The sequence below is a fragment of the Paraburkholderia sp. UCT31 genome, assembly GCF_014397655.1.
Classification (GTDB): domain Bacteria; phylum Pseudomonadota; class Gammaproteobacteria; order Burkholderiales; family Burkholderiaceae; genus Paraburkholderia; species Paraburkholderia tuberum.
The window spans coordinates 49,834-73,448 of record NZ_VZQP01000043.1 but is presented as its reverse complement, the minus strand read 5'-3'; the positions used below and the strand labels follow the sequence as shown (position 1 = coordinate 73,448).

Genomic DNA, 23,615 nt, shown 5'->3' with positions numbered 1-23,615 from the left:
AGCAGACTCCGGAGAATCCGCCGCCGCATTCCGCATCAAGCGCCCACACTTATCGACTGTTAGTTTTTAAAGATCGGTCCGCCAAACCCGCCGCGCCTGAACCACCTGAACCACCACTACCCGGCACTGCTTCGTTTGCGTCGCTGCGTCTGCAGCAGAGAAACGGGATTATGGAGACTCTTTCGCGTCTCGTCAATACCCGTTTTTGCTTTCGCTTAAAAAAGTCGCCGCTCACTTCCGGGTCGCATCCACCACGACCTCGACAGGAACTGCAGCGGCCATAGCCGCGTAGCCCGCGTCGCTTGGATGGATGTGATCGCCGCTATCGAAAGCGCGCTGCAGACGCTCCGGCTGCGCCCGATCGCGCAACGCCGCGTCGAAGTCGACGACGCCATCGAAAGCACGACTAGTTCGGATCCACTGATTAACCGCGAGTCGGATGTTTTCCCGCTCCGGTGGCAGCGACGCCGGCGTCAGCGTCGCGCCGAACATCTTGACACCGTTGCGCCGCGCGGCCGCGATCACTCGCTGGTAACCGGCGATCAGATCGGCAGCCGTGACCGACGTATGAGGAAAATCGCAGTCGAGCCCGCCACGAGGCGGCATTGCCGCAAAGTTGATGTCGTTGATGCCAATCAGCAGGATCGCCGCTTTGACGCCTGGACGTCGCAAAACGTCGCGCTCGAAGCGGCTCGCAAGCGCGTCGCCATAGCAAGGCGAGTCGCTCAGGAGCCGGTTGCCGCTGATGCCGAGATTCACGATCGCGGTCGACTGCGCGCCGCTCGCCGCCAGCCGCCGAGCCAGCGCATCCGGCCAGCGACGGTTCTGGTTGAGGGTGGAGCGCATGCCGTCGGTGATCGAGTCGCCGATCGCGGCCACGGCAAGCGACGGTGCCGCCGCCTCCACCGACAAACCCGTGACCCACACATATTGCGTGAAGCGTTCGGGAAACGCCGTGGCGGACGCGTCGGTGGTGTGATTGCCGGGCCCGGACACATAATTCACCTGATTCGACACTCGGTGCCATGCGACGATCCGCTGCTCCGGTCCCACGAACGCACTGATCGCATATGGCGCGCCCTCGACGACATCGATCGCGACCGGATCGCTGTCCAGCTCGCCGCCAGGCGGAACGCTGACCGCGCCCTTACCGCCAAACGTCACCCGACTGCCGGCGCCCTCGACTGCTGCCGCGCCACCGGCCGAGCGCGCGATGCGCAGTTCGTCGATGACGAGAGGCGTCTTGCCGTACGCATTACTCAGATGAATTCGCGCCACCCTCCCCGACAACGTCGGATAGACGATTTGCCGAACGGTGCGCCCGGCGACTTCCGGCGCGCGATACAGCGGTGGCAACTCGGCCCGCTGTGGAATCGGTTGCAGCGCGGTCGCCCAAACGGCGACCCAATGCTCGGACGCTTCGGCAGCGAACGCACTCGAGGAAACGACAAACGGGGCAAATTGGGCGAGCAGCGCCGCGCCGCATGCGGCAGCCAGGGTGCGAATGGTCATTCGGAGGATCGGTTCGAGGCGAAACGCGCATTGTGCCCGAACGACGCGGCAATCGCCGGCAGGTCCGCTTACCCCGGCGCCCGGCGGCTGTGCCGGCTCGGACTCACGCCGTTTGCTGACTCATGATCTTCAGCGCGACCGCTTCGGCGACCTCGATTCCGTCGATTGCCGCCGAGTAGATCCCGCCCGCATACCCCGCACCCTCGCCCGCCGGATACAGCCCGTTGACGTTGACACTCTGGTAGTCGTCGCCGCGACGCACGCGTACCGGCGACGAAGTTCGCGTTTCAACGCCGGTCAGCACCGCATCATGCATCGCGAAACCGGCGATTTTCTTCTCCATCTGTGGCAGCGCCTCGCGAATCGCTTCGATCGCGTAGTCGGGCAGCGCGGTGCTGAGATCGGTTGGCCGGACGCCCGGCTTGTACGACGGAACGACCGAGCCGAGTGAAGTGGACGGCCGCCCCGCGATGAAGTCGCCGACCAACTGCCCTGGGGCCATATAGTTACCGCCACCGAGCTCGAACGCCCGCTCCTCCCACTTGCGCTGGAACGCGATGCCGGCGAGCGGCCCGCCCGGGTAGTCGTCTGGCGTAATGCCGACCACGATGCCCGCGTTCGCGTTGCGCTCCGCGCGCGAGTACTGGCTCATGCCGTTCGTGACGACGCGCCCCAGCTCGGACGTGGCCGCCACCACGGTGCCGCCGGGACACATGCAGAAGCTATAAACCGCTCGCCCGTTGCTGCAGTGGTGCACCACCTTGTAGTCGGCTGCGCCGAGCTGTTTGTGACCGGCAAATTTCCCAAAACGGCTCCGATCGATGATCCCTTGCGGATGCTCGATCCGAAAACCGAGCGAAAACGGCTTCGCCTCGACGTGAACGCCGCGGTCGTACAGCATCTGGAAGGTATCGCGTGCGCTATGGCCGACCGCCAGCACAACGTGGTCGCAGCGCAGCGTCTCGCCGGTCGACAGCTTCAGCCCGCGCACCTGGCCGTTGTCGATGTCGATGTCCTCGACACGCGTTTCGAAGCGCACTTCGCCGCCCAACTCGTGGATGCTCGCGCGCATCTTCTCGACCATGCTGACGAGACGAAACGTGCCGATATGCGGCCGGCTCAGGTACAGGATGTCCTCCGGCGCACCGGCCCGCACGAATTCGTCGAGCACCTTGCGGCCGTAGTGTTTGGGGTCCTTGATCTGGCTGTAGAGCTTGCCGTCCGAAAAGGTGCCCGCGCCACCTTCGCCGAACTGCACGTTCGACTCGGGATTCAGCACCGATTTGCGCCACAGGCCAAACGTGTCCTTGGTCCGCTCACGTACGGCCTTGCCGCGCTCGAGGATGATCGGCCGGAAGCCCATCTGCGCGAGGATCAGGCCCGCGAACAGTCCGCACGGCCCCATGCCGATGACGACCGGACGCGGCGTGCTCAGTTGGGCGGGCGCTGCGGCGACGAACTTGTAGCGCATATCAGGCGTCGCGCCGCAATGCGGCACGTCGGCGAGCCGTTTCAGCGCGGCCCCTTCATCCTTGACCTCGACATCGACGATGTAGGTGAGCTTGATGTCGGCGCGCTTGCGCGCGTCGTGCGCGCGGCGAAACACGGTGTATCGGATGAGCCCGTCCCGCGCCACGCCGAGTTCCGTGAGGCGCGCACGGATGGCGGCTTCGAGGGCGCTTTCGGGATGATCGAGCGGGAGTTTGATTTCGCTTAGACGTAACATGAGTACCGGAGATGCAAGTGGGCCGCAAATCGCGGCCAATTCGCAATTTTACCGGTAAGTGTCGGCGCGGGGTGACGGCCGGTCATGAAGCGCCGGCCCGTCGAAACCGGGCAAACCAGCATGCATGCTTCGACGCCCTCAATGAGCTATCAGCCCCAACGTCTCTGCACAAAAAATTTATTAACCGACCGGTCGGTTGGTTTATACTACGCCGACACAGACCACTCCTCCAGAGAGAGCGTCCCTCATGTACACCCAATCCCTCGATATCCCCGGCAACGTCGCCCCGCTGGACGCGGACGCGAATTCGCCCGAACAACAGGCTCGCTTCGACGCGGTCATGAGCGCCGACGGCAAGATCGAGCCGCAGGACTGGATGCCCGACGCGTACCGCAAAACGCTGGTGCGGCAGATCTCGCAGCATGCGCACTCGGAGATCGTCGGCATGCTGCCCGAGGGCAACTGGATCACGCGCGCGCCGAGCCTCAAGCGCAAGGCGATCCTGATCGCCAAGGTGCAGGACGAAGCCGGCCACGGCCTCTATCTGTATAGCGCCGCCGAAACGCTCGGTGTCTCGCGCGAGCAGCTGATCGACGCGCTGCACGCGGGCAAGGCCAAGTATTCGAGCATCTTCAACTACCCGACACCCACCTGGGCCGACGTCGGCGTGATCGGCTGGCTCGTCGACGGCGCGGCGATCATGAACCAGATCCCGCTATGCCGCTGCACGTACGGCCCGTACGCCCGCGCAATGATCCGCATCTGCAAGGAAGAGTCGTTCCATCAGCGCCAGGGCTTCGACGCGCTGCTCGCGATGATGGCGGGCACCGAGGCGCAGCGCGAGCTGGTCCAGCAGGCGGTGAACCGCTGGTGGTGGCCGGTGCTGATGATGTTCGGCCCGAGCGACAAGGATTCGGTCCACAGCAACCAGTCGGCCAGATGGGGCATCAAGCGCATCACCAACGACGACCTGCGCCAGAAATTCGTCGATGCGACCGTCGAGCAGGCGAAGGTGCTCGGCGTCACGCTGCCCGACGCGGACCTCAAATGGAACGAGGCGCGCGGTCACTACGACTACGGCGACATCGACTGGGAAGAGTTCTGGCGCGTCGTCAATGGCGACGGCCCGTGCAACCGCGAGCGCCTCGCGACCCGCGTGAAGGCCCATGAAGACGGCGCCTGGGTACGCGAAGCCGCGCTCGCCCACGCGGAAAAGCAGCGCCAGCGCGCGCAACAGCACGCCGCCTGAGTGGCACCGCACATCAAAGGAATCAGGAGATCAGCAATGAACAGGGAATGGCCGATTTGGGAAGTGTTCGTGCGCAGCAAGCAGGGACTCGACCATAAACACTGCGGCAGTCTGCATGCCGCCGACGCGCCGATGGCGCTGCGCATGGCGCGCGACGTCTACACGCGCCGCCAGGAAGGCGTGAGCATCTGGGTGGTGCCGTCCTCGGCGATCACGGCCTCGGCGCCGCACGAGAAGGCCGAGCTGTTCGAACCGGCCGGCGACAAGATCTATCGCCACCCGACGTTCTACACGCTCCCCGACGAAGTCAACCACATGTAAGCGCGGCCATGACCACTACGTCCACTACGCCCATTACGCCCGAACATCTCCAGTACGTGCTGCGCCTCGCGGATACCGCGCTGATCCTCGGTCAGCGCAACACCGAGTGGTGCGGCCACGGCCCGATCCTCGAAGAGGACATCGCGCTGTCGAACATGAGCCTCGACCTGATCGGCCAGGCGCGCCTGCTGTACACGCACGCGGCCGCGCTCGAAGCGCCGCTCACCGGCCGTCAGCGCAGCGAAGACGACTACGCGTACTTCCGCGCCGAGCGCGAATTCGCGAACTACACGCTCGCCGAGCTGCCGCATTACGGGCCGCTCGCCGGCACCGCGCAGGCCGGGAAGGATTACGCGGTCACGATCGTGCGCAACTTCCTGTACGCGACGCTGATGATGCATCTGTGGGGTGCGCTGACGGGCTCCAGCGACGGGCAGCTCGCCGCGATCGCCGCGAAGTCGATCAAGGAAACGCAGTACCACGTGCATCACGCGAGCGAGTGGCTGATCCGTTTCGGCGACGGCACCGACGAATCACATCGTCGCGCGCAGGCCGCGCTCGACTATCTGATGCCGTACACCTACGAGTTCTTCAGCGCGGACGCGGTGGAAGACGCGGTCGCCGCGGCCGGCATCGGCCCGCGCACCTCGGCGCTGGAAGCCGCGTGGCTCGACGACGTGCGCGCCACGCTCGACCAGGCCACGCTGACGCTGCCCGCGGCGCTGCGGCACGTGAGCACGGGCAAGCACGGCGAGCATTCGGAGCACATGGGTTTCGTGCTCGCCCAAATGCAGAGCCTCGCGCGCCAGCATCCGGGCGCCAGCTGGTGAGTACGCGATGACGACCTCGACCGCCCCGCAGCCCGCGAACGCCGCCGCTGCCACGACCGCCACGCCCGATCCCGCGCTCACCCGCGCATGGACCGTGCTCGAAGCGGTACCCGACCCGGAGATCCCGGTGGTGTCGATCCGCGAGCTCGGCATCCTGCGCGACGTGCGACGCGCCGCGGACGGCGCGCTCGAAGTCGTGATCACGCCGACCTACTCGGGCTGCCCGGCGATGTCGCAGATTGCCGAAGACGTCGGCCGTGCGCTCGAGGCCGCGCAGCTCACGCCATACCGCGTCGCCACCGTGCTCGCGCCGGCGTGGACCACCGACTGGATCACCGCCGAAGCCCGCGAAAAACTGCGCGTCTACGGCATCGCGCCGCCGACGGGCAACTGCGGCGCGGCCGCCCACGCGCAAGCGGCCCCGCAGGAGAAAGTCCTGCGCTTCGTGCCGCGCGCGCTGCCGGCCCCAGGCTGCCCACGCTGCGGCTCGGCGCACACCGAGCGGCTCGCGCAATTCGGCTCGACCGCCTGCAAGGCCCTGTATCGCTGCCTCGACTGCCGCGAACCCTTCGACTACTTCAAACCGTACTGATATGGCGACCCCGCAATTCCATCCGCTGCGTATCCGCGAAGTGCGCCCCGAAACCGCCGATGCGGTCTCGGTCGCCTTCGAAGTCCCGCCCGAACTGCGCGACCACTATCGCTTCACGCAGGGCCAGTTCGTCACGCTGAAGACGCATATCGACGGTGAGGAAACGCGCCGTTCGTATTCGATCTGCGTGGGCGTCACCGACTACGATCGCGACGGCGAGTTGCGCATCGGCATCAAGCGCGTGCGCGGCGGGCGTTTCTCGAACTTCGCGTTCGACACGCTGCAGCCGGGCCACACGATCGACGTGATGACGCCCGACGGCCGTTTCTTCACGCACCTGAACGCGGAACAGGGGCAGCAGTACCTCGCGTTCTCGGGCGGCTCGGGCATCACGCCGGTGCTCGCGATCATCAAGACGACGCTCGAAGTCGAGCCGCGCAGCACCTTCACGCTCGTCTACGGCAACCGCAGCGTCGACCAGATCATGTTCGCCGAGGAGCTCGAGGATCTGAAGAACCGCTTCATGAACCGCTTCGTGCTGTATCACGTGCTGTCGGACGACCTGCAGGACGTCGAGCTGTTTAACGGCGTGCTCGACCAGGAAAAATGCGCGGCGTTCATCGAGCAGCTGCTGCCGGCCGACGCGATCGACGAAGCGTTCATCTGCGGCCCCGCGCCGATGATGGATGCGGCCGAGGCCGCGCTCAAGGCAGCCGGCGTGCCGCCCGCGAAGGTGCACGTCGAGCGCTTCGGCACGCCGCTGCCGCAGGCGGGCGTGCCGCCCGTCGAGATCACCGCGGACACCCCCGCGGCCGAGCTCGAAATCGTGCTCGACGGCAAGCGCCGCAAGCTGCGCCTGCCGTATCAGGGCACGAGCGTGCTCGACGTCGGGCTGCGCGCCGGTCTCGCGCTGCCGTATGCGTGCAAGGGCGGCGTGTGCTGCACCTGTCGCGCGAAGGTGCTCGAGGGCGAAGTGAAGATGGAAAAGAACTACACGCTCGAAGAACACGAGGTCCGCGACGGGTTCGTGCTGACGTGTCAGTGTCATCCGGTTAGCGACAAGGTCGTCGTCAGTTACGACGAACGTTGAGTCGAGTGCTTTCGTGGCCTAGGTACGGACTGCCCTCCTATGACGTCCGCCACCGCTTTCGGCCGTTTCGCGATCCGCTTAAACTAGGGGCCGCTCATCGATCGGGACATCGGGTTCCAGTCGGCGAGCGGCCTCTTTTTGTTACAGCTGCTGACGTCACTGCAAGCCCTTGCCCATGAGCACGATTCACCTCACCAACGGCGATGTCGCCGCCGAGTCGCTGCGTACCGCGCTGGACCAGGCGGGCCGCGACGATCGCGTGCAGCCGCTGCGGGACGATCTGGCGGTCGGCCCGTTACGCGGCGTCGACGACACTGCGCACGTGCGCGCCGACTTCTGGGAACGCGTCAGCGCGGACACGCAACGCGACTTCGTGCGCGAGTTCCGAGAACAGGCCGCGGTGCTCGACGGCCTCGCCAGCAGCACCGCGAATCTCGTGGTGTGGCACGCCGAAAGCGCGTCCGATCAACTGATGCTGCGCCGCGTCTGCTACCTGGTGCGCAACAGCCCGCAGCGTTTGAACGAAGTGCGTCTGTCGATCGCCGACCTCACCGATCCGCAAGCGTGGGCGCATACCCGCAAGGATCGCGCGACATCGGTCGGCATGTTTGCGCCGGACGTATTGCAGACACACCTGCCGGACGCCGCGCCGATTTCCGTGCTGCGCATCAGCCGGCTCGCGCTCGAATGGCAGGAGGTCAAACAGGCGAACGGCGAGACGCGGCGCTGGCGTGACAACACCTTCACGAGCGGCAGCGTTGCCGAAATCGACGCGCTGATCCTCGACCGCGCAACCGATGACTGGCAGCCCGCCGCGCGCGTCGCCGCCTATGTGATGACCGCCGGGTTGTGGTTCCTCGTCAGCGACAGCATCGTGCTGTGGCGCATGCGCGAACTCGCGGCGCTGCGGCGCATCCGCCTGCGCGGCGATGCGAACGTATGGCGCTCGCTCGAACTGCGCGCGGCATCCGCCCCCTGCTCACCCCAATAAGATAAGAACAGACGAATATGGCCCGCACCCGAGCCCCCGACCACGAAACCCAACGCGAGCAGATTCTCGAACTGGCCGCCGCGAAGTTCGCGCAGACCAGCTATCCAAGCACCTCGATGGCCGATCTTGCCGCGGCGAGCGGCACCTCGAAAGCGCGCCTCTATCACTATTACGAGAGCAAGGAAGCAATCCTGTTCGATCTGCTCGATCGCTACACGAAGCGCCTGATGCTGATCATCGCCGAGGTGGAAGGATCGAGCCAGCGGCGCGAACTGAGCGAGCGAGAAACCTTCGCGGAGCTGATCCGCGCGTTCCTGTCCGAGTATGAGACGTCGCACAGCCGGCACGTCGCGCTGCTGAACGATGTCAAGTATCTGGTCGATTCGCAGCGCGAGATCATCCTAAACCGTCAGCGCGACGTAGTCGCCGCCTTCGCGCGGCAGCTCGTGCGCGCCTATCCCGAACGCGCGACACGCGACAACCAGACCGCGCTGACGATGATGGTGTTCGGCATGATCAACTGGACCTTCACGTGGCTCAAGCCGGACGGCCGGATGGGCTATCGCGAGTTCGCCGAGCAGGTGGTCGGCATGGTCGAGCATGGTCTCGGCAGCGCGCCGGCCAAGTAGACGATGGTCTGAACAGATCGCAACCCGCGCACTGGATGTTGCAAAGCAACAACATGCAGACCAAATAAATCAGCGCAGGGAATCCATGCAGCATCGTGTCACGAACGTACGATCACTTTTAACTTCTGTTTAAAATCAAATAATTAAATTTAGGGTTCCAGCGCTCCAGGTATTCACCTCGACTTTTGATACGGGTTTTCCCTAGTGAATGGCTTAGGTTTCCGTTAAAATCGGTTTTGCGGTGCACAACGCCGCCTGATTAAAAGGAGAACCCGACCATGAACATGCTGACCCATCGCAACACCGAGCCGATCGCGCCGAACGATCGCGCGTCGCTGCCTGCTGAACGCGCGCACGCTCTGGTCCGTGAACTCACCGCCGCCGATCGCGAACGCCTGCTTGCTCACTTCCTCGCGCTCGACGAAGAAGACCGTCTGCTGCGCTTCGGCCAGGTCGTGCCGAACCATGTGATCGAAAACTACGTGCGCGCGATCGACTTTACGCGCGACACCGTGTTCGGCGTGTTCAACAGCAAGCTGGAACTGAGCGGCGTCGGCCATCTGGCCTACCTGCCGGCCGAAGGCAACAAGCGCACCGCCGAATTCGGCGTCTCCGTGCTCGAAAGCGCACGCGGCATCGGTATCGGCTCGAGGCTATTCGAGCGCGCCGCGATCCGCAGCCGCAACACGCATGTGACGACGCTGTACATCCACTGCCTGGCGCGCAATTCGACCATGATGCACATCGCCAGGAAGGCCGGCATGAAGATCGAGTACGCGTACGGCGAGGCCGACGCCTATCTGACGCTGTCGCCGGCCGATCAGTCGAGCATCCTCGCGGAAATGCTGCAGGAGCAGGCCGCCGTGTTCGATTACGCGCTCAAGCGCCACGCACGCCAGGCATCGCGACTGTTCGAGTCGTTCATGCCGGTGGCTGTCGCTGCCTGAATAATCGCTACGGGGAAATGAGATTGGGGCGGCCGCAAGGTCGCCTTTTTTCTATCTGTACCCAATCAACACCACGCGTAGGACCGTGCGCGTGAAGCCTACAAAATGGGCAGCGCTGTCGTTTCCTTGATCTTTTCTAGCGAAAAGCTCGATTTCACATCGATCACCGATGGATGCCGCAGCAATTGATCCTGCACGAAGCGCGAAAAGTGCGCCATGTCCTCCACCTGGACGCGCAGCAGGTAATCCATCTCACCCGTCATCGCGTGACATGCGACAACTTCGGGCCACGTCTGCACGGCCGCGCCGAACAGATCGGCGTGCGTGGCCTCGCCATGCGGACTGAACGCGCGACCGCCACCCTTCTCCAGCCGCACGCTGACATACGCGAGCAGGTCAAGCCCGAGACGCTGCGCGTCGAGCAGCGCGACATAGCCGCGAATCACGCCGCTTTCCTCGAGCCGGCGAATCCGCCGCAGGCACGGACTCGGCGACAGATTGATCCGTTCCGCAATCTCCTGATTCGACAGCCGGCCATTCTCCTGAAGGATCGCCAGAATGCGTCGATCGATCGCGTCTATCTCGCCAATAGCCATGTTCTGCCACGTGTCGTTCGAATAGAGCCATAAACTGGCTCAAGCGTAGCGACGCGTGATTAAGTTCGCAAGTTTTTGTCTTCATCGCGGTTCTACACTTGCCCCATCCGGTCGCGCTCAGCCGACCGTCCCGCGCGCTCACCGCCAGCGCGCCTCGGCAACCCTCTTGCATGGGATTGGAGACTGACGATGCAGGTTTCAACTTGGGAAAATCCTGTCGGCACTGACGGCTTCGAATTCATCGAATACACGGCGCCGGACCCGAAAGCGCTCGGCAAGCTGTTCGAACGGATGGGCTTCACGGCCGTCGCGCGGCATCGTCACAAGGACGTGATGCTGTATCGTCAGGGCGACATCAACTTCATCGTCAACGCGGAGAAGCATTCGTTTGCACAGCGCTTCGCGCGCTTGCATGGCCCGTCGATCTGCGCGATTGCGTTTCGCGTACAGGACGCCGCGAAGGCCTACGCCCAAGCGCTCGAAAAAGGCGCATGGGGTTTCGACAACAGGACCGGCCCGATGGAGCTGAACATCCCGGCGATCAAGGGCATTGGCGATTCGCTGATCTATTTCGTCGACCGCTGGCGCGGCAAGAACGGCGCGACGCCGAACAGCATCGGTGATATCGACATTTACGACGTCGACTTCGAGCCGATTCCGGGCGCGAACCCGAACCCGGTCGGCCACGGCCTGACCTATATCGATCACCTGACGCACAACGTGCATCGCGGCCGCATGCAGGAATGGGCGGAGTTCTACGAGCGCCTGTTCAACTTCCGTGAGGTGCGCTACTTCGACATCGAGGGCAAGGTGACGGGCGTCAAGTCGAAAGCGATGACCTCGCCGTGCGGCAAGATTCGCATTCCGATCAACGAGGAAGGCTCGGACACCGCCGGTCAGATCCAGGAATACCTGGACGCGTACCACGGCGAAGGCATCCAGCACATCGCGCTCGGCAGCAGCGACATCTACCGCACCGTCGACGGCCTGCGCGCATCGGACATTTCACTGCTCGACACGATCGACACGTACTACGAACTCGTCGACCGACGCGTGCCGAATCATGGCGAGCCGCTCGAGGAACTCCGCAAGCGCAAGATCCTGATCGACGGCGCACCGGACGATCTGCTGCTGCAGATCTTCACCGAAAACCAGATCGGCCCGATCTTCTTCGAGATCATTCAGCGCAAGGGCAACCAGGGCTTTGGCGAAGGCAACTTCAAGGCGCTGTTCGAATCGATCGAGCTCGATCAGATTCGCCGCGGCGTCGTGCAGGACAAGACCTGACCACGGAGACTCGCGCCTGATCGGCGCGAAGAAGAAAAAAGGGCGAGGATCGCAGGATCCTCGCCCTTTTGCGTTGCAACGCCGCCGCTCTGTTCGGAACGGCGGCCGGTCGTCACTAGACGCGCGCGATGCGGTGCGTCATGAATTCTGCCTGTACAGATCGCTGCCGATCGCACCGTCGACCCGCGCCGGCGCCACCTGCGCCGTGCGGATGATCGCGTTCGACAGTGCCCCCGTGCTGCCCGGATTCGAGCGCACCGGCGCGCTCATCGCGAAGAAAGCGGCGGAAACCATCAGGAAGGTCTGGATGTTTCTTGTGTTCATGCGTACTCCTTTTCTAACTGCCCTGCTGTCCAGAAGCTGCACAGAATGCGCGGCGTTCGGCATCGCTCGCAGGTCGGGATTAGACAGTCGTTTTCACTGCGGTTCCGCAAATTTGTAGGTTTTACAGCTTGTTACACGCGCAGGCGCAATACAACTCCATTCCGGCGGAAATCCGCGACAACTGCTGACAACACGTAGGCAACTCGTCGCGAAACCGGCCGAAATCAGATCGTGCGCGGGCGATTTTTGATCCGCTGCGGCGGGTTTCCACCAGTGCTACCATCGCTTAAAACCCGTCAATATGACGACCCCGGCCCCAGCATTCACGAGATGCCGGGGGCCAGAAAAGTTTTGGTGATCCCAAGCTGAAGTGGAGGAGTACACATAATGAATGCCCCGCTAGACGCAGGTCAGCGAGCCTCGCTCGAAGCCGCGTTGTCTTCCGTCACGCTCGACGACAAATACACCCTCGATCGCGGCCGCGCGTACATGAGCGGCATCCAGGCGCTGGTGCGTCTGCCGATGCTGCAGCAGGAACGCGACCGCGCCGCCGGCCTCAACACGGCCGGCTTCATCTCCGGCTACCGCGGATCGCCGCTCGGCGGGCTCGACCAGTCGCTGTGGAAAGCGAAAAAGCATCTGGCCGCGCATCAGGTGGTGTTCCAGCCCGGCGTCAACGAAGACCTCGCGGCCACCGCCGTGTGGGGTTCGCAGCAGGTCAATCTGTACCCGAGCGCCAAATACGACGGCGTGTTTTCGATGTGGTACGGCAAGGGCCCCGGCGTCGACCGGTCCGGTGACGTCTTCAAGCACGGCAACTCGGCCGGCTCGTCGCGGCACGGCGGCGTTCTCGTGCTCGCCGGCGACGATCACGCGGCCAAATCCTCGACACTCGCGCATCAGTCCGAACACATCTTCAAGGCATGCGGGCTGCCGGTGCTGTTTCCGTCGAACGTGCAGGAATATCTGGACTTCGGCCTGCACGGCTGGGCGATGAGCCGCTACTCGGGCCTCTGGGTCGCGATGAAGTGCGTGACCGACGTGGTCGAATCGTCCGCATCGGTCGATATCGATCCGCACCGCACCAACATCATCCTGCCGGAAGACTTCGTGATGCCCGACGGTGGGCTGAACATCCGCTGGCCCGATCCGCCGCTCGTGCAGGAAGCGCGTCTGCTCGACTACAAGTGGTACGCGGGTCTCGCCTACGTGCGAGCGAACAAACTCGACCGCGTCGAAATCGATTCGCCGCATGCGCGCTTCGGCATCATGACCGGCGGCAAAGCTTATCTAGACGTGCGCCAGGCGCTGACCGACCTCGGTCTCGACGACGAAACCTGCTCGCGCATCGGCATCCGGCTGTACAAGGTCGGCTGCGTGTGGCCGCTCGAAGCGCAAGGTGCGCAGGCCTTCGCACGCGGTCTCGACGAAATTCTGGTGGTCGAGGAAAAGCGCCAGATCCTCGAATACGCGATCAAGGAAGAGCTGTACAACTGGCCCGACGCGCACCGCCCGCGCGTATTCGGCAAGTTCGACGAGAAGGACGGCGCGGGCGGCGAATGGTCGGTGCCGATGGGCAACTGGCTGCTGCCGGCGCACTACGAGCTGTCGCCCGCGATCATCGCGAAGGCGATCGCCACGCGGCTCGACAAGTTCGATCTGCCATCGGATGTGCGCGCCCGCATTGCCGCGCGCATCGCGGTGATCGAGGCGAAGGAAAAGGCGCTCGCGCGGCCGCGCGTCGAAGTCGAGCGCAAGCCGTGGTTCTGCTCGGGCTGCCCGCACAACACGTCGACCAACGTGCCGGAAGGCTCGCGCGCGATGGCCGGCATCGGCTGTCATTACATGACGGTCTGGATGGATCGCAGCACCAGCACGTTCAGCCAGATGGGCGGCGAAGGTGTCGCGTGGATCGGCCAGGCGCCGTTCACGAACGACAAGCACGTGTTCGCCAATCTCGGCGACGGCACCTACTTCCACTCGGGGCTGCTCGCGATTCGCGCGGCGATCGCGTCGAAGGCGAACATCACCTACAAGCTGCTGTACAACGACGCGGTCGCGATGACGGGCGGCCAGCCGGTCGACGGCGTGCTGAGCGTGCCGCAGATCACGCATCAGCTCGCCGCCGAAGGCGCGGCGAAGATCGTCATCGTCACCGATGAGCCGGAGAAGTACGCGGCAAACGTCGGCCTCGCGCCCGGCGTCGACATTCACCACCGCGACCAGCTCGACGACGTGCAGCGTCAGCTGCGCGAGGTTCCGGGCACCACGATCCTGATCTACGACCAGACCTGCGCGACCGAAAAGCGCCGTCGCAGGAAACGCGGCGCGTATCCCGATCCTGCACGGCGCGTCGTGATCAACGAAGCGGTGTGCGAAGGCTGCGGCGACTGCTCGGTGAAGTCGAACTGCCTGTCGGTCGAACCGCTCGATACTGAGTACGGCACGAAGCGCCAGATCAACCAGTCGACCTGCAACAAGGACTTCTCGTGCGTGAACGGCTTCTGCCCGAGCTTCGTCTCCGTTGAAGGCGGCCAGTTGCGCAAGCCGAAGGCGGCGTCGGGCGCCGGCGCCGAAATGCCGCCGGTGCCGGATCCCGAGTTGCCGTCCATCGACCGTCCGTACGGCGTTCTGGTGACGGGCGTCGGCGGCACGGGCGTCGTCACGATCGGCGCGCTGCTCGGCATGGCCGCGCATCTCGAGAACAAGGGCGTCACGGTGCTCGACGTCACCGGCCTCGCGCAGAAAGGCGGCGCCGTGATGAGCCACGTGCAGATCGCGAAGCAGCCCGCCGACATCCACGCGACCCGCATCGCAATGGGCGAAGCGAGCCTCGTGATCGGCTGCGACGCGATCGTCACCGCCAGCGACGAATGCGTGTCGCGGATGCACGCGGATCGCACGCGCGTCGTGCTGAACAGCGCGCACACGCCGACGGCCGAGCTGATCAAGAACCCGAACTGGCGCTTCCCCGGCAGCAGCACCGAAGCCGACGTGCGCGCCGCGGCCGGCGATGACAACGTCTCGACCGTCGACGCGAATTACTTCGCCGTCGCGCTGCTCGGCGACGCGATCTACACGAACCCGTTCGTGCTCGGCTATGCGTGGCAGCGCGGCTGGGTGCCGCTCACGCACGAGTCGCTGATTCGCGCGATCGAGCTGAACAACGTGCAGGTGGACAAGAACCGCGCGGCGTTCGAATGGGGCCGGCGTGCCGCGCACGATCTGGCGGCGGTACGCAAGCTCGCGCAAACGCAGGGACGCGGCGATCCGGCCGACAGCGCGGACGGCAAGATCATCGCGCTGCATACGCCGAAGGCGCTCGACACGCTGATCGACAAGCGCGCCGACTATCTGACCGCCTGGCAGAACCGTGCGTACGCGGAGCGCTATCGCGCGCTGGTGTCGCAGGTGCGAGCCGCGGAAGAAGCGCTCGATTCCGCCGACGGCCAAATGCCGCTGACCGAGGCGGTCGCGAAGAACCTGCACAAGCTGATGGCGTACAAGGACGAATACGAAGTCGCACGTCTGTACAGCGACCCGGCGTTCATCGAAAAACTGAACGCGACGTTCGAAGGCGACTGGAAGCTGCACCTGCATCTCGCGCCGCCGACGCTATCGAAGAAGGACGCGCACGGCCATCTGGTGAAGAAGAAGTACGGCCCGTGGATGTTCCGCGCGATGCACGTGCTCGCGAAGCTCAAGTTCCTGCGCGGCACCGCGTTCGACGTGTTCGGCAACACCGGGGAGCGTCGCACCGAGCGCGCGCTGATCGGCGAATACGAGGCATTGGTGCGTGAGCTGATCGGCGGGCTGACTTCTCAGAAACGCGATCTCGCGGTCGAGCTCGCGAATCTGCCCGACGGCATCCGCGGCTATGGGCATGTGAAGGAAAACAACCTGAAAGGCGTGCGCATCAAGTGGAACGAGCTGCTCGCGCGTTGGCGTTCGCCGGATGCGGGCAAGACGCAGCACGCGGCTTGATCGACTCTCCCAGCTGAACCGAAAAGCGGCGGTCTGCACGGACCGCCGCTTTTTTTCAGGCGCAAAAAAGCGCTACGGAACCGGGGTTCCGTAGCGCTTCTGCCCAGGCCGCCGCGCGCGCGTTACTGCTGCGCCCACGCCAACCTCACGTGATACACGTTACTTCGCGTTCACCGACTCGCGCGCGTTCGCCGAGGCAACCGCCGTCATGTTGATGATCCGGCGCACGGTCGCGGCCGGCGTCAGGATATGCACCGGCTTTTCCGCACCCAGCAGGAACGGCCCGACCGTCACACCCTCGCCGCCCACGACCTTCAGCAGGTTGTACGCGATGTTCGCCGCTTCGACGTTCGGCATGATCAGCAGATTCGCTTCGCCGGCGAGCGTCGTGCCCGGGAACGCGGCCTTGCGGACCGCCTCCGACAGCGCCGCGTCGCCGTGCATTTCCCCGTCGATTTCGAGCGACGGCGCGCGTTGCGTGATCAGCTTGCGCGCCGCGGCCATGCGCTGCGACGACGACGACGGCGCGCTGCCGAAGTTCGAGTTCGACAGCAGCGCGACCTTCGGCGTGATGCCGAACTTCTCGATTTCGCGCGTGGCGAGCATCGTCATGTCGGCAAGCTGCTCGGCGGTCGGCACTTCGTTGACGTACGTGTCGCAGATGAACAGGTTACGGCCCGGCAGCATCAGCAGATTCATCGCGGCGAAGTTCTCGACGTCGTCGGCCTTGCCGAGCACCTGCTCGATGAAGTTCAGATGCGTGTGGTACTGGCCGATCATGCCGCAGATCATGCCGTCCGCTTCGCCAAGGCGCACGAGGATCGCGCCGATCAGCGTGTTGAACTTGCGCATCGCGGCCTTCGCGACGTCCGGCGTCACGCCTTCGCGCGCGCCGAGTTCGTGATACGCCTGCCAGCACTTGTGATAGCGCGGATCGTCTTCCGGATCGACGATCTCGACGTCTTCACCGCACTTGAGCTTCGAGCCCATCTTCTTCAGACGCATCTCGATCACCGACGGACGGCCGACCAGGATCGGCTTGGCGATCTTTTCGAGCAGCACGAACTGCGCGGCGCGCAGCACGCGCTCGTCTTCGCCTTCCGCGAACACGATGCGCGCCGGTGCCGACTTCGCCGCCGCGAACACCGGCCGCATCACCATGCCCGAGCGATAGACGGTCGCGCCGAGCTGTTCGCGGTACGCATCCATGTCCTGGATCGGGCGGGTCGCGACGCCCGAATCCATTGCGGCCTGCGCGACGGCCGGCGCGATCTTGATGATCAGGCGCGGATCGAACGGCTTCGGAATCAGGTATTCGGGACCGAATTCGAGCGAGTGGCCTTCGTAGGCCTTCGCGACTTCATCGCCCTGGTCGGTTTCCTCGGCCAGTTCGGCAATCGCGCGCACGCACGCGAGCTTCATTTCTTCGGTGATCGTCGTCGCGCCGACGTCGAGCGCGCCGCGGAAGATGAACGGGAAACACAGCACGTTGTTGACCTGGTTCGGATAGTCCGACCGGCCGGTCGCGATGATGCAGTCCGGGCGCACCTTGCGCGCTTCTTCCGGACGGATTTCCGGCTCGGGGTTCGCGAGCGCGAGAATCAGCGGCTGCGAGCCCATTTCGGCGACCATCTCCGGCTTCAGCACGCCTGCGCTCGAGCAGCCGAGGAACACGTCCGCGCCGCGGATCGCATCGGCGAGCGAGCGCGCTTCGGTGTGCGCGGCATAGCGCTCCTTCGACGGATCGAGGTTGCCGCGCCCTTCGTAGATCACGCCCTTCGAGTCGGCGACGAGAATGTTCTGCTTCGACAGACCGAGATTGACGAGCAGATCCAGACACGCAATGGCCGCCGCGCCCGCGCCCGAACAGACCAGCTTCACTTCGTCGAGCCTCTTGCCGACCACCTTGAGGCCGTTCAGGATCGCCGCCGACGCGATGATCGCGGTGCCGTGCTGATCGTCGTGGAAGACCGGAATCTTCATACGTTCGCGCAGCTTCTTCTCGATGTAGAAGCACTCGGGCGCCTTGATGTCCTCGAGGTTGATGCCGCCCAGCGTGGGCTCGAGCATCGCGATCGCCTCGACGAGCTTGTCCGGATCGGATTCGCTCAGCTCGATGTCGAACACGTCGATGTCCGCGAACTTCTTGAACAGACACCCCTTGCCTTCCATCACCGGCTTCGCGGCAAGCGGGCCGATGTTGCCGAGGCCGAGCACAGCGGTGCCGTTCGTGATCACGCCGACGAGGTTGCCGCGCGACGTGTACTTCTGCGCGTCGAGCGGTTCCTCGTGAATTGCCATACAGGCTGCCGCCACACCCGGCGAATACGCGAGCGACAAATCCAGCTGGTTCGACAGTGCCTTGGTAGGCGTCACCGAAATCTTGCCAGGTTTCGGATTCTGGTGATATGCGAGAGCGCTTTGCTTGAGTTGTTCGTCCATTTCTAGGCCTGCGAGACGTAAGTGATTGGGCCCGGCGACACACATCGTTGCAGCGCTTTCATCTGTCGGACGGATAGACGACCGAGGCGGTTTTCGCACGCGCCCGGTCAGGCGCGACGGCTTACCTCGACGAACACGGGACGATGTGGAGTGCTTCGCGGGTCGATCAGTGTACACCCCGGACGTGTCGATGCACTGAGTGGTTAACAGGACTCGCCATTAGCGAAACAGGCGCTCAGGACGCTGCGTCGCCACGACCCGGCCGTGCTTTTCCGCCACGCGGCGAGGCGCCATGCGGGCCGCATGGTCCACGCATTCGCAGTATTCGAAGCGATTGAAGGACGCGCTTCGTCGACGCGGTCAGTCGAGTTCGGCGCCGCGTCGCTCAGGTATCAGAACCAGGGTCGCGAGGATGTCGAGCAGGTAAATCGACGCCAGTAGCGCGAGCGCCGCGCCGAACGAGTAGCGCGCCGCCAGCGCGCCCACGACGACCGGCCCAAAGCCGCCCACCGCGCGACCCGCGTTGAACAGCACGTTTTGCGCGGTGGCGCGCGCATCGGTTGGATAGAGCTCCGAAATCAGCGCGCCGTAGCCGCCGATCATGCCGTTGACGAACACCCCCATCGCCGCGCCGCCGATCAGCAACGCCATCGGCGTCGTCAGTTGCGCATAGACGAACACCATGACGACGGCGCCCGCCTGGTAGAACAGGAACGTCGGCTTGCGGCCGAAGCGGTCGGCGGCGATGCCGAATAGCCAGATGCCGGCCGCCATGCCGAGAATCGTCGCGGCGGTCCACAGCCCCGATTTGGTCAGCGAGTAGCCGAAGGTCTTCGACAGATAGCTGGGTAGCCAGATCATCAGCCCGTAATAGCCGAAGTTCTGCACCGAGCACAGGATCGTGACGCCGAGGCTCGCGCGCGTCGTGCGTCCATCGACGAACAGCAGTTTCAGCGGCAGCTTGCGCATGCCGCGCGCGACGCGTTGGTTGAAAATCGCCGGCTCCTCGACGCGGCGCCGCACGAAGAACGACACGGCCGCCGGCAGCAGCCCGAGCGCGAACATGCCGCGCCAGCCGATCACCGGCAGCAGCAGCGGCGTCAGCAACGCGGCCGCCAGCACGCCAAGCTGCCAGCCGAGCCCGACATACGACGACACCCGCGCCCGCTGCGACGCCGGCCACGCTTCGGCGACCAGCGTCATACCGATGCCGAATTCGCCGCCCAGCCCGATCCCGGCGATGGTCCGATAGATCAGCAGGTCCGTGTAGCCTTGCGCGAGCGCGCACAGGCCGGTGAACACCGCGAAGATCAGGATCGTCCACGTCAGCATGCGCACGCGGCCGAAATAATCGCTGAGCACGCCGAAGAGCACGCCGCCCGCCACCGCACCGATGAGCGTCCATGTGACCAGCGCACCGGCCTGCGAGGAACTCAGATGCAGGTCGGCGGCGATCACCGGCAGCATGAAGCCGAGAATCAGCAGATCGAAGCCGTCCATCGCATAGCCCAGCACCGACGCAAGCAGCGCGCGGCCCGCATAGCCCGGTTCGACGGCGGAGCGGGTTTCGGTGGCGGAGGCGGGTGGAGCGGCGTTCATTGAAAGCATTCCGTAGGTCTGAAGGCGGCTGGGTGGGAAGCGTCCCGGGAAAGTCGCGTGAGTGTAAAGGCGGCCTCACCCGGTCACAAGACGATGCGCGCGCCAAAGCGCCCGCCGGCTGCGCCGCCGCGCACGACGGCCTCCTCGGTGCGACCCATTTCAGGTAAAATAGCGGCCCACGCGCGCAGCAAAAGCCGGTCTGTGCTCTTCCCCCGGCCGCGTATCCCGCCCAGCATGGCGCGGCATACCCCGCTTGCTGCGCCACCGGGCCCAGCGCCCGCTTCTCCCCCGCTCACTCCGAAGGATCCGCCCATGACAGGCTTCGATCGCCAGACGATCTCCGACACCACCGCCAAGATGCTGCTCGAAGTGCAAGCAGTGCATTTCAATGCGGAGAAACCGTATATTTTCACGTCCGGCTGGGCGAGCCCGGTGTACATCGACTGCCGCAAGCTGATCTCGTATCCGCGTGTGCGCCGCGGCCTGATGGAAATGGCCGAAGCGACGATCCTGCGCGACGTCGGCTATGAGCAGATCGACGCGGTCGCCGGCGGCGAAACCGCGGGCATCCCGTTCGCGGCATGGCTGTCCGACCGCCTGATGGTGCCGATGCAGTACGTGCGCAAGAAGCCGAAGGGTTTCGGCCGCAACGCGCAGATCGAAGGTCTGCTGACCGAAGGCCAGCGCGTGTTGCTCGTCGAAGACCTGACAACCGACAGCCGCAGCAAGATCAACTTCATCAACGCGCTGCGCGCCGCCGGCGCGACGGTGAACCACTGCTTCGTGCTGTTCCACTACAACATCTTCAAGGAAAGCGTGTCGGTGCTGAAAGACATCGACGTCGATCTGCACGCGCTCGCCACGTGGTGGGACGTGCTGCGCGTCGCGAAGCAGAACAACTACTTCGACACGAAGACGATCGACGAAGTGGAAAAATTCCTGCACGCGCCGGCCGAGTGGTCCGCTGCACATGGCGGTGCGACGTCTACGCCGCAATAAAGCCATCGCGCTAAGGCAGTGACAATAAAAACGTAGCCGCTTTATGCGGATTGAATGAAAAAGCCGCCTGTTTCGCAACAGGCGGCTTTTTTTATCGCCGATTGTTTATCGCCGATTACCAGGCGGACGAAACGAGGCCCGATATCAGGACTGGTTCGCGATGTCCTTACTCGAGTTCGACGAAAGATTCAGCAAACCATTGCTCTGCGCATACTGGAATAGTTGGGAGTCGCGATCGATTCCGAGCTTGCGCATGGCCGCGTTTTTTTGTGTGCTGATCGTCTTGATGCTGCGATTCAAACGCTCCGATATTTCCTTGATCGTCATACCCGATACGAACAGGCGCACGACTTCGAGTTCGCGCCGCGACAGCTTCGAGTCGTCGCGCTTGCCGGCTGAATTGACCCGCAACCCATCGAGCACCGTTTTCACCGACGGACTCATATAGGTCATACGACGGCCCACGTGTTGTACCGCAAGCGCAATATGGCTGAGATCGTCCGATTTGTTCACGACCGACGTCACGCCAAGTTCCTTGAGCCGTTTGAGCAATGCGGCGTTCTCGAGCATGGTGAGCACGACGATCGGCAGATTCGGGAAATTGCGGCGCAAATAGTCGATGAGTTGCAAGCCGTCGCCGTACTGACCGCCCGGCATGGCCAGGTCGGTGACGAGCACGTCGCATTCGGTGGATTGCAACATTTTGATAAGTTCAGTCGACTGCCTTGCGCGCCCAACGACTTGCATACCGGGAAATTTGAGCAGCGCATTTTCAGCGCCAAACAGAATAACCGGATGATCGTCTGCCACCATGACCCTGAGTGAAACTTGCATCGTCCTCCTCTGGACGGATAAACCGGTCTCCACAACTTCTAACACTGCTTTTGACGCTCGCTATTTAAACGAGTCAAATGCAGTAAGGGTCGCGCGACAACCCCCTTACTATAGCTGATTTCCTGTCTGCGAATTCCGCGGCACGCGAACATATTGCGTCGCAGAGCTAATCAGCGCTGATGTTAGACTTGATTCGACCGTGGGGCACAATTCAGGACAACGACAGTCGCGAGCACCCGCGCCTCGCGCCCTTACAGGAGAACCGGCATATGCGCGTGCGTTGCCTGGTTGTTTCGCTGGCTTCATCTTGGCGGCATCAATCGCTCGCCGTCGGCGCGATGCTCGCGCTATTCGCAGCGCATAGTGCCGGTGCGCGGGCCGACGAGCCGTTCACGCTGACGAGCGCGAGCGTACGCGCGGGCGGCACCGTGCAGAATGCGCAGGTGTTCGACCGGAACGACTGCAAGGGCGGCAACCGTTCACCGCAGCTCTCATGGCGCGACGCGCCGGCCGGTACGCGCGGCTTCGCGATCACGATGTTCGACGAGGACGCGCCGGGGCGCGGCTGGTGGCACTGGGCGGTCGCGGGCATCCCCGCCACGGTCGACAGCCTGCCCGAGAATGCGAGCTCGTCCGGTTTCCTGGGCAAGCTCGGCGCGGTCGAAGCGCGCAACGACTTCGATACCGACGGCTATGGCGGCCCGTGCCCGCCGCCCGGCAAACCGCATCGCTATATCATCACCGTGTACGCGCTGAACTCGGCCGATTTGCGTCTCGCGCAAGGACGTCCCGCGTTGATGTTCGATCACGAGATCGGCACGGCCGCGATCGGCAGCGCGCGGCTCGAGGTCAATTACGGGCGCTAGTGGCGGCCGTCGCGGTCGTGATGGGGCGCCGCCGCGCCGCATCGCCTGGCTTGCGCCGTTCGCCTTCCCGATCGCTTTGCTGGAGCACTTCATGTCGAAGATCGTCATCGTTTATCACAGTGGCTACGGCCACACGAAGAAGGTCGCCGAAGCCGTGCTCGCGGGCGCGCTGGAAGCCGGTGCGCAGGCGAAGATGATGCCGGTCGGCGACCTCGACGACGCCTCGTGGGACGAACTCGCCGCCGCCGACGCGCTGATCTTCGGCGCGCCGACCTACATGGGCGGCCCGTCGGCCGACTTCAAGAAGTTCGCCGACGCCAGTTCGAAACCGTGGTTCGCGCAGGCGTGGAAAGACAAGATCGCAGCCGGCTTCACGAACTCGGCGACGATGAACGGCGACAAGTTCTCGACCATCCAGTACTTCGTCACGCTGGCGATGCAGCACAGCATGATCTGGGCCGGCACCGGCATGATGCCGTCGAACACGAAGGCCGCGACGCGCAACGATCTGAACTTCGTCGGCGGCTTTACCGGACTGCTTACGCAATCGGCGGCCGATGCGTCGCCCGACGAAGCGCCGCCGCCGGGCGATCTCGAAACCGCGCGCCTATTCGGCGCGCGCATTGCGGGCGTCACCGCGCGCTGGATCGCGCCGCGCGGGTAGCGGCGCGCGGCTAATGGCTGAACGGCGCCGAAACGACGTCGCGGCTCATCGGCGGTTCATCTTCGGTCATCAGCCCGCATTCGCCGCGCAACGGGTCACGCCAACGTCACGTTGTGCGCGCATCGTCGTTTTT

At 64.2% G+C, this 23,615-nt stretch carries 20 protein-coding genes; 13 read left to right on the top strand and 7 right to left on the bottom strand.

What is annotated here, in order from left to right; translation table 11 throughout:
- Window positions 1-231: 231 nt before the first annotated feature.
- Both F6X40_RS29725 and F6X40_RS29720 read right to left on the bottom strand, forming a co-directional pair.
- Window positions 232-1,512: an SGNH/GDSL hydrolase family protein gene (locus F6X40_RS29725; RefSeq protein WP_187630265.1), complete on the bottom strand. Its 1,281-nt coding sequence runs from the start codon at window positions 1,510-1,512 to the stop codon at window positions 232-234.
- 103 nt (window positions 1,513-1,615) lie between these two features.
- Complete coding sequence (locus F6X40_RS29720; RefSeq protein WP_187630264.1) at window positions 1,616-3,238, bottom strand: NAD(P)/FAD-dependent oxidoreductase; 1,623 nt, start codon at window positions 3,236-3,238, stop codon at window positions 1,616-1,618.
- A 247-nt stretch (window positions 3,239-3,485) separates the two neighbouring features.
- Between F6X40_RS29720 and paaA the strand changes: the two genes are divergently transcribed.
- From paaA to F6X40_RS29680, 8 genes are all read left to right on the top strand, one after another.
- Entirely contained in the window at window positions 3,486-4,487 is a 1,002-nt protein-coding gene (paaA, locus tag F6X40_RS29715; protein WP_184056337.1) for a 1,2-phenylacetyl-CoA epoxidase subunit PaaA, read from the top strand.
- Window positions 4,488-4,523: 36 nt separating this feature from the next.
- Complete coding sequence (gene paaB, locus F6X40_RS29710) at window positions 4,524-4,808, top strand: 1,2-phenylacetyl-CoA epoxidase subunit PaaB (protein WP_187630263.1); 285 nt, start codon at window positions 4,524-4,526, stop codon at window positions 4,806-4,808.
- 8 nt (window positions 4,809-4,816) lie between these two features.
- Entirely contained in the window at window positions 4,817-5,638 is an 822-nt protein-coding gene (paaC, locus tag F6X40_RS29705; RefSeq protein WP_187630262.1) for a 1,2-phenylacetyl-CoA epoxidase subunit PaaC, read from the top strand.
- A gap of 7 nt (window positions 5,639-5,645) precedes the next feature.
- On the top strand, window positions 5,646-6,230 hold the full coding sequence (gene paaD, locus F6X40_RS29700; protein WP_187630261.1) for a 1,2-phenylacetyl-CoA epoxidase subunit PaaD: 585 nt from the start codon (window positions 5,646-5,648) through the stop codon (window positions 6,228-6,230).
- Between the two features lies 1 nt (window position 6,231).
- Window positions 6,232-7,320 carry a 1,2-phenylacetyl-CoA epoxidase subunit PaaE gene (gene paaE / locus F6X40_RS29695; protein ID WP_184034674.1) on the top strand — a complete coding sequence of 363 codons (1,089 nt, stop codon included), beginning with the start codon at window positions 6,232-6,234 and terminating at the stop codon, window positions 7,318-7,320.
- 175 nt (window positions 7,321-7,495) lie between these two features.
- The gene (locus F6X40_RS29690; RefSeq protein ID WP_187630260.1) at window positions 7,496-8,311 is read left to right on the top strand and encodes a DUF1835 domain-containing protein; all 816 of its coding nucleotides are present in this window, start codon (window positions 7,496-7,498) and stop codon (window positions 8,309-8,311) included.
- 17 nt (window positions 8,312-8,328) lie between these two features.
- Window positions 8,329-8,940, top strand: coding sequence for a TetR/AcrR family transcriptional regulator (locus F6X40_RS29685; RefSeq protein WP_184073520.1), 612 nt, complete (start codon window positions 8,329-8,331; stop codon window positions 8,938-8,940).
- A 278-nt stretch (window positions 8,941-9,218) separates the two neighbouring features.
- Entirely contained in the window at window positions 9,219-9,887 is a 669-nt protein-coding gene (locus tag F6X40_RS29680; RefSeq protein WP_184073522.1) for a GNAT family N-acetyltransferase, read from the top strand.
- A gap of 98 nt (window positions 9,888-9,985) precedes the next feature.
- Here the strand turns inward: F6X40_RS29680 and F6X40_RS29675 are convergent, their stop codons facing one another.
- Window positions 9,986-10,483 (bottom strand): Lrp/AsnC family transcriptional regulator, encoded by a 498-nt coding sequence (locus F6X40_RS29675; RefSeq protein ID WP_184034682.1) that lies wholly within the window; start codon window positions 10,481-10,483, stop codon window positions 9,986-9,988.
- Window positions 10,484-10,672: 189 nt separating this feature from the next.
- Here F6X40_RS29675 and hppD point away from each other — a divergent pair, with 189 nt between their 5' ends.
- A complete protein-coding gene (gene hppD / locus F6X40_RS29670; protein WP_187630259.1) occupies window positions 10,673-11,770 on the top strand; it encodes a 4-hydroxyphenylpyruvate dioxygenase in 1,098 nt (365 codons plus the stop codon).
- A 138-nt stretch (window positions 11,771-11,908) separates the two neighbouring features.
- On the opposite strand, the gene F6X40_RS29665 is transcribed toward hppD, so the two are convergent.
- Entirely contained in the window at window positions 11,909-12,094 is a 186-nt protein-coding gene (locus tag F6X40_RS29665; RefSeq protein ID WP_184056361.1) for a hypothetical protein, read from the bottom strand.
- Window positions 12,095-12,481: 387 nt separating this feature from the next.
- On the opposite strand from F6X40_RS29665, the gene F6X40_RS29660 reads away from it, so the two are divergent.
- Window positions 12,482-16,078 (top strand): indolepyruvate ferredoxin oxidoreductase family protein, encoded by a 3,597-nt coding sequence (locus F6X40_RS29660; protein WP_187630258.1) that lies wholly within the window; start codon window positions 12,482-12,484, stop codon window positions 16,076-16,078.
- Between the two features lie 159 nt (window positions 16,079-16,237).
- Here the strand turns inward: F6X40_RS29660 and F6X40_RS29655 are convergent, their stop codons facing one another.
- Window positions 16,238-18,520 carry an NADP-dependent malic enzyme gene (locus F6X40_RS29655; protein WP_184073528.1) on the bottom strand — a complete coding sequence of 761 codons (2,283 nt, stop codon included), beginning with the start codon at window positions 18,518-18,520 and terminating at the stop codon, window positions 16,238-16,240.
- Window positions 18,521-18,880: 360 nt separating this feature from the next.
- Window positions 18,881-20,119, bottom strand: a complete 1,239-nt coding sequence (locus F6X40_RS29650) for an MFS transporter (protein WP_187630257.1) — start codon at window positions 20,117-20,119, stop codon at window positions 18,881-18,883.
- A 312-nt stretch (window positions 20,120-20,431) separates the two neighbouring features.
- On the opposite strand from F6X40_RS29650, the gene F6X40_RS29645 reads away from it, so the two are divergent.
- A complete protein-coding gene (locus tag F6X40_RS29645; RefSeq protein WP_184073530.1) occupies window positions 20,432-21,118 on the top strand; it encodes an orotate phosphoribosyltransferase in 687 nt (228 codons plus the stop codon).
- Between the two features lie 144 nt (window positions 21,119-21,262).
- Here the strand turns inward: F6X40_RS29645 and F6X40_RS29640 are convergent, their stop codons facing one another.
- Window positions 21,263-21,952, bottom strand: coding sequence for a response regulator (locus F6X40_RS29640; RefSeq protein ID WP_187630271.1), 690 nt, complete (start codon window positions 21,950-21,952; stop codon window positions 21,263-21,265).
- Window positions 21,953-22,221: 269 nt separating this feature from the next.
- Here F6X40_RS29640 and F6X40_RS29635 point away from each other — a divergent pair, with 269 nt between their 5' ends.
- Together F6X40_RS29635 and F6X40_RS29630 are read left to right on the top strand one after the other, a co-directional pair.
- Window positions 22,222-22,818 (top strand): YbhB/YbcL family Raf kinase inhibitor-like protein, encoded by a 597-nt coding sequence (locus F6X40_RS29635; protein WP_184073532.1) that lies wholly within the window; start codon window positions 22,222-22,224, stop codon window positions 22,816-22,818.
- A 91-nt stretch (window positions 22,819-22,909) separates the two neighbouring features.
- On the top strand, window positions 22,910-23,482 hold the full coding sequence (locus F6X40_RS29630) for a flavodoxin family protein (RefSeq protein ID WP_026225500.1): 573 nt from the start codon (window positions 22,910-22,912) through the stop codon (window positions 23,480-23,482).
- Window positions 23,483-23,615: the final 133 nt, after the last annotated feature.

What these genes read in the sequence shown, in the direction of transcription:
- F6X40_RS29690 (WP_187630260.1), top strand. Translation starts at nt 7,496, where the DNA reads ATGAGCACGATTCACCTCACCAACGGCGATGTCGCCGCCGAGTCGCTG.
- F6X40_RS29665 (WP_184056361.1), bottom strand. Translation starts at nt 12,094, where the DNA reads ATGAACACAAGAAACATCCAGACCTTCCTGATGGTTTCCGCCGCTTTC.
- paaB (WP_187630263.1), top strand. Translation starts at nt 4,524, where the DNA reads ATGAACAGGGAATGGCCGATTTGGGAAGTGTTCGTGCGCAGCAAGCAG.
- paaD (WP_187630261.1), top strand. Translation starts at nt 5,646, where the DNA reads ATGACGACCTCGACCGCCCCGCAGCCCGCGAACGCCGCCGCTGCCACG.
- F6X40_RS29655 (WP_184073528.1), bottom strand. Translation starts at nt 18,520, where the DNA reads ATGGACGAACAACTCAAGCAAAGCGCTCTCGCATATCACCAGAATCCG.
- F6X40_RS29650 (WP_187630257.1), bottom strand. Translation starts at nt 20,119, where the DNA reads ATGAACGCCGCTCCACCCGCCTCCGCCACCGAAACCCGCTCCGCCGTC.
- paaE (WP_184034674.1), top strand. Translation starts at nt 6,232, where the DNA reads ATGGCGACCCCGCAATTCCATCCGCTGCGTATCCGCGAAGTGCGCCCC.
- F6X40_RS29640 (WP_187630271.1), bottom strand. Translation starts at nt 21,952, where the DNA reads ATGCAAGTTTCACTCAGGGTCATGGTGGCAGACGATCATCCGGTTATT.
- F6X40_RS29645 (WP_184073530.1), top strand. Translation starts at nt 20,432, where the DNA reads ATGACAGGCTTCGATCGCCAGACGATCTCCGACACCACCGCCAAGATG.
- F6X40_RS29675 (WP_184034682.1), bottom strand. Translation starts at nt 10,483, where the DNA reads ATGGCTATTGGCGAGATAGACGCGATCGATCGACGCATTCTGGCGATC.
- F6X40_RS29680 (WP_184073522.1), top strand. Translation starts at nt 9,219, where the DNA reads ATGAACATGCTGACCCATCGCAACACCGAGCCGATCGCGCCGAACGAT.
- F6X40_RS29720 (WP_187630264.1), bottom strand. Translation starts at nt 3,238, where the DNA reads ATGTTACGTCTAAGCGAAATCAAACTCCCGCTCGATCATCCCGAAAGC.
- paaA (WP_184056337.1), top strand. Translation starts at nt 3,486, where the DNA reads ATGTACACCCAATCCCTCGATATCCCCGGCAACGTCGCCCCGCTGGAC.
- F6X40_RS29725 (WP_187630265.1), bottom strand. Translation starts at nt 1,512, where the DNA reads ATGACCATTCGCACCCTGGCTGCCGCATGCGGCGCGGCGCTGCTCGCC.
- paaC (WP_187630262.1), top strand. Translation starts at nt 4,817, where the DNA reads ATGACCACTACGTCCACTACGCCCATTACGCCCGAACATCTCCAGTAC.
- F6X40_RS29660 (WP_187630258.1), top strand. Translation starts at nt 12,482, where the DNA reads ATGAATGCCCCGCTAGACGCAGGTCAGCGAGCCTCGCTCGAAGCCGCG.
- F6X40_RS29635 (WP_184073532.1), top strand. Translation starts at nt 22,222, where the DNA reads ATGCGCGTGCGTTGCCTGGTTGTTTCGCTGGCTTCATCTTGGCGGCAT.
- F6X40_RS29630 (WP_026225500.1), top strand. Translation starts at nt 22,910, where the DNA reads ATGTCGAAGATCGTCATCGTTTATCACAGTGGCTACGGCCACACGAAG.
- hppD (WP_187630259.1), top strand. Translation starts at nt 10,673, where the DNA reads ATGCAGGTTTCAACTTGGGAAAATCCTGTCGGCACTGACGGCTTCGAA.
- F6X40_RS29685 (WP_184073520.1), top strand. Translation starts at nt 8,329, where the DNA reads ATGGCCCGCACCCGAGCCCCCGACCACGAAACCCAACGCGAGCAGATT.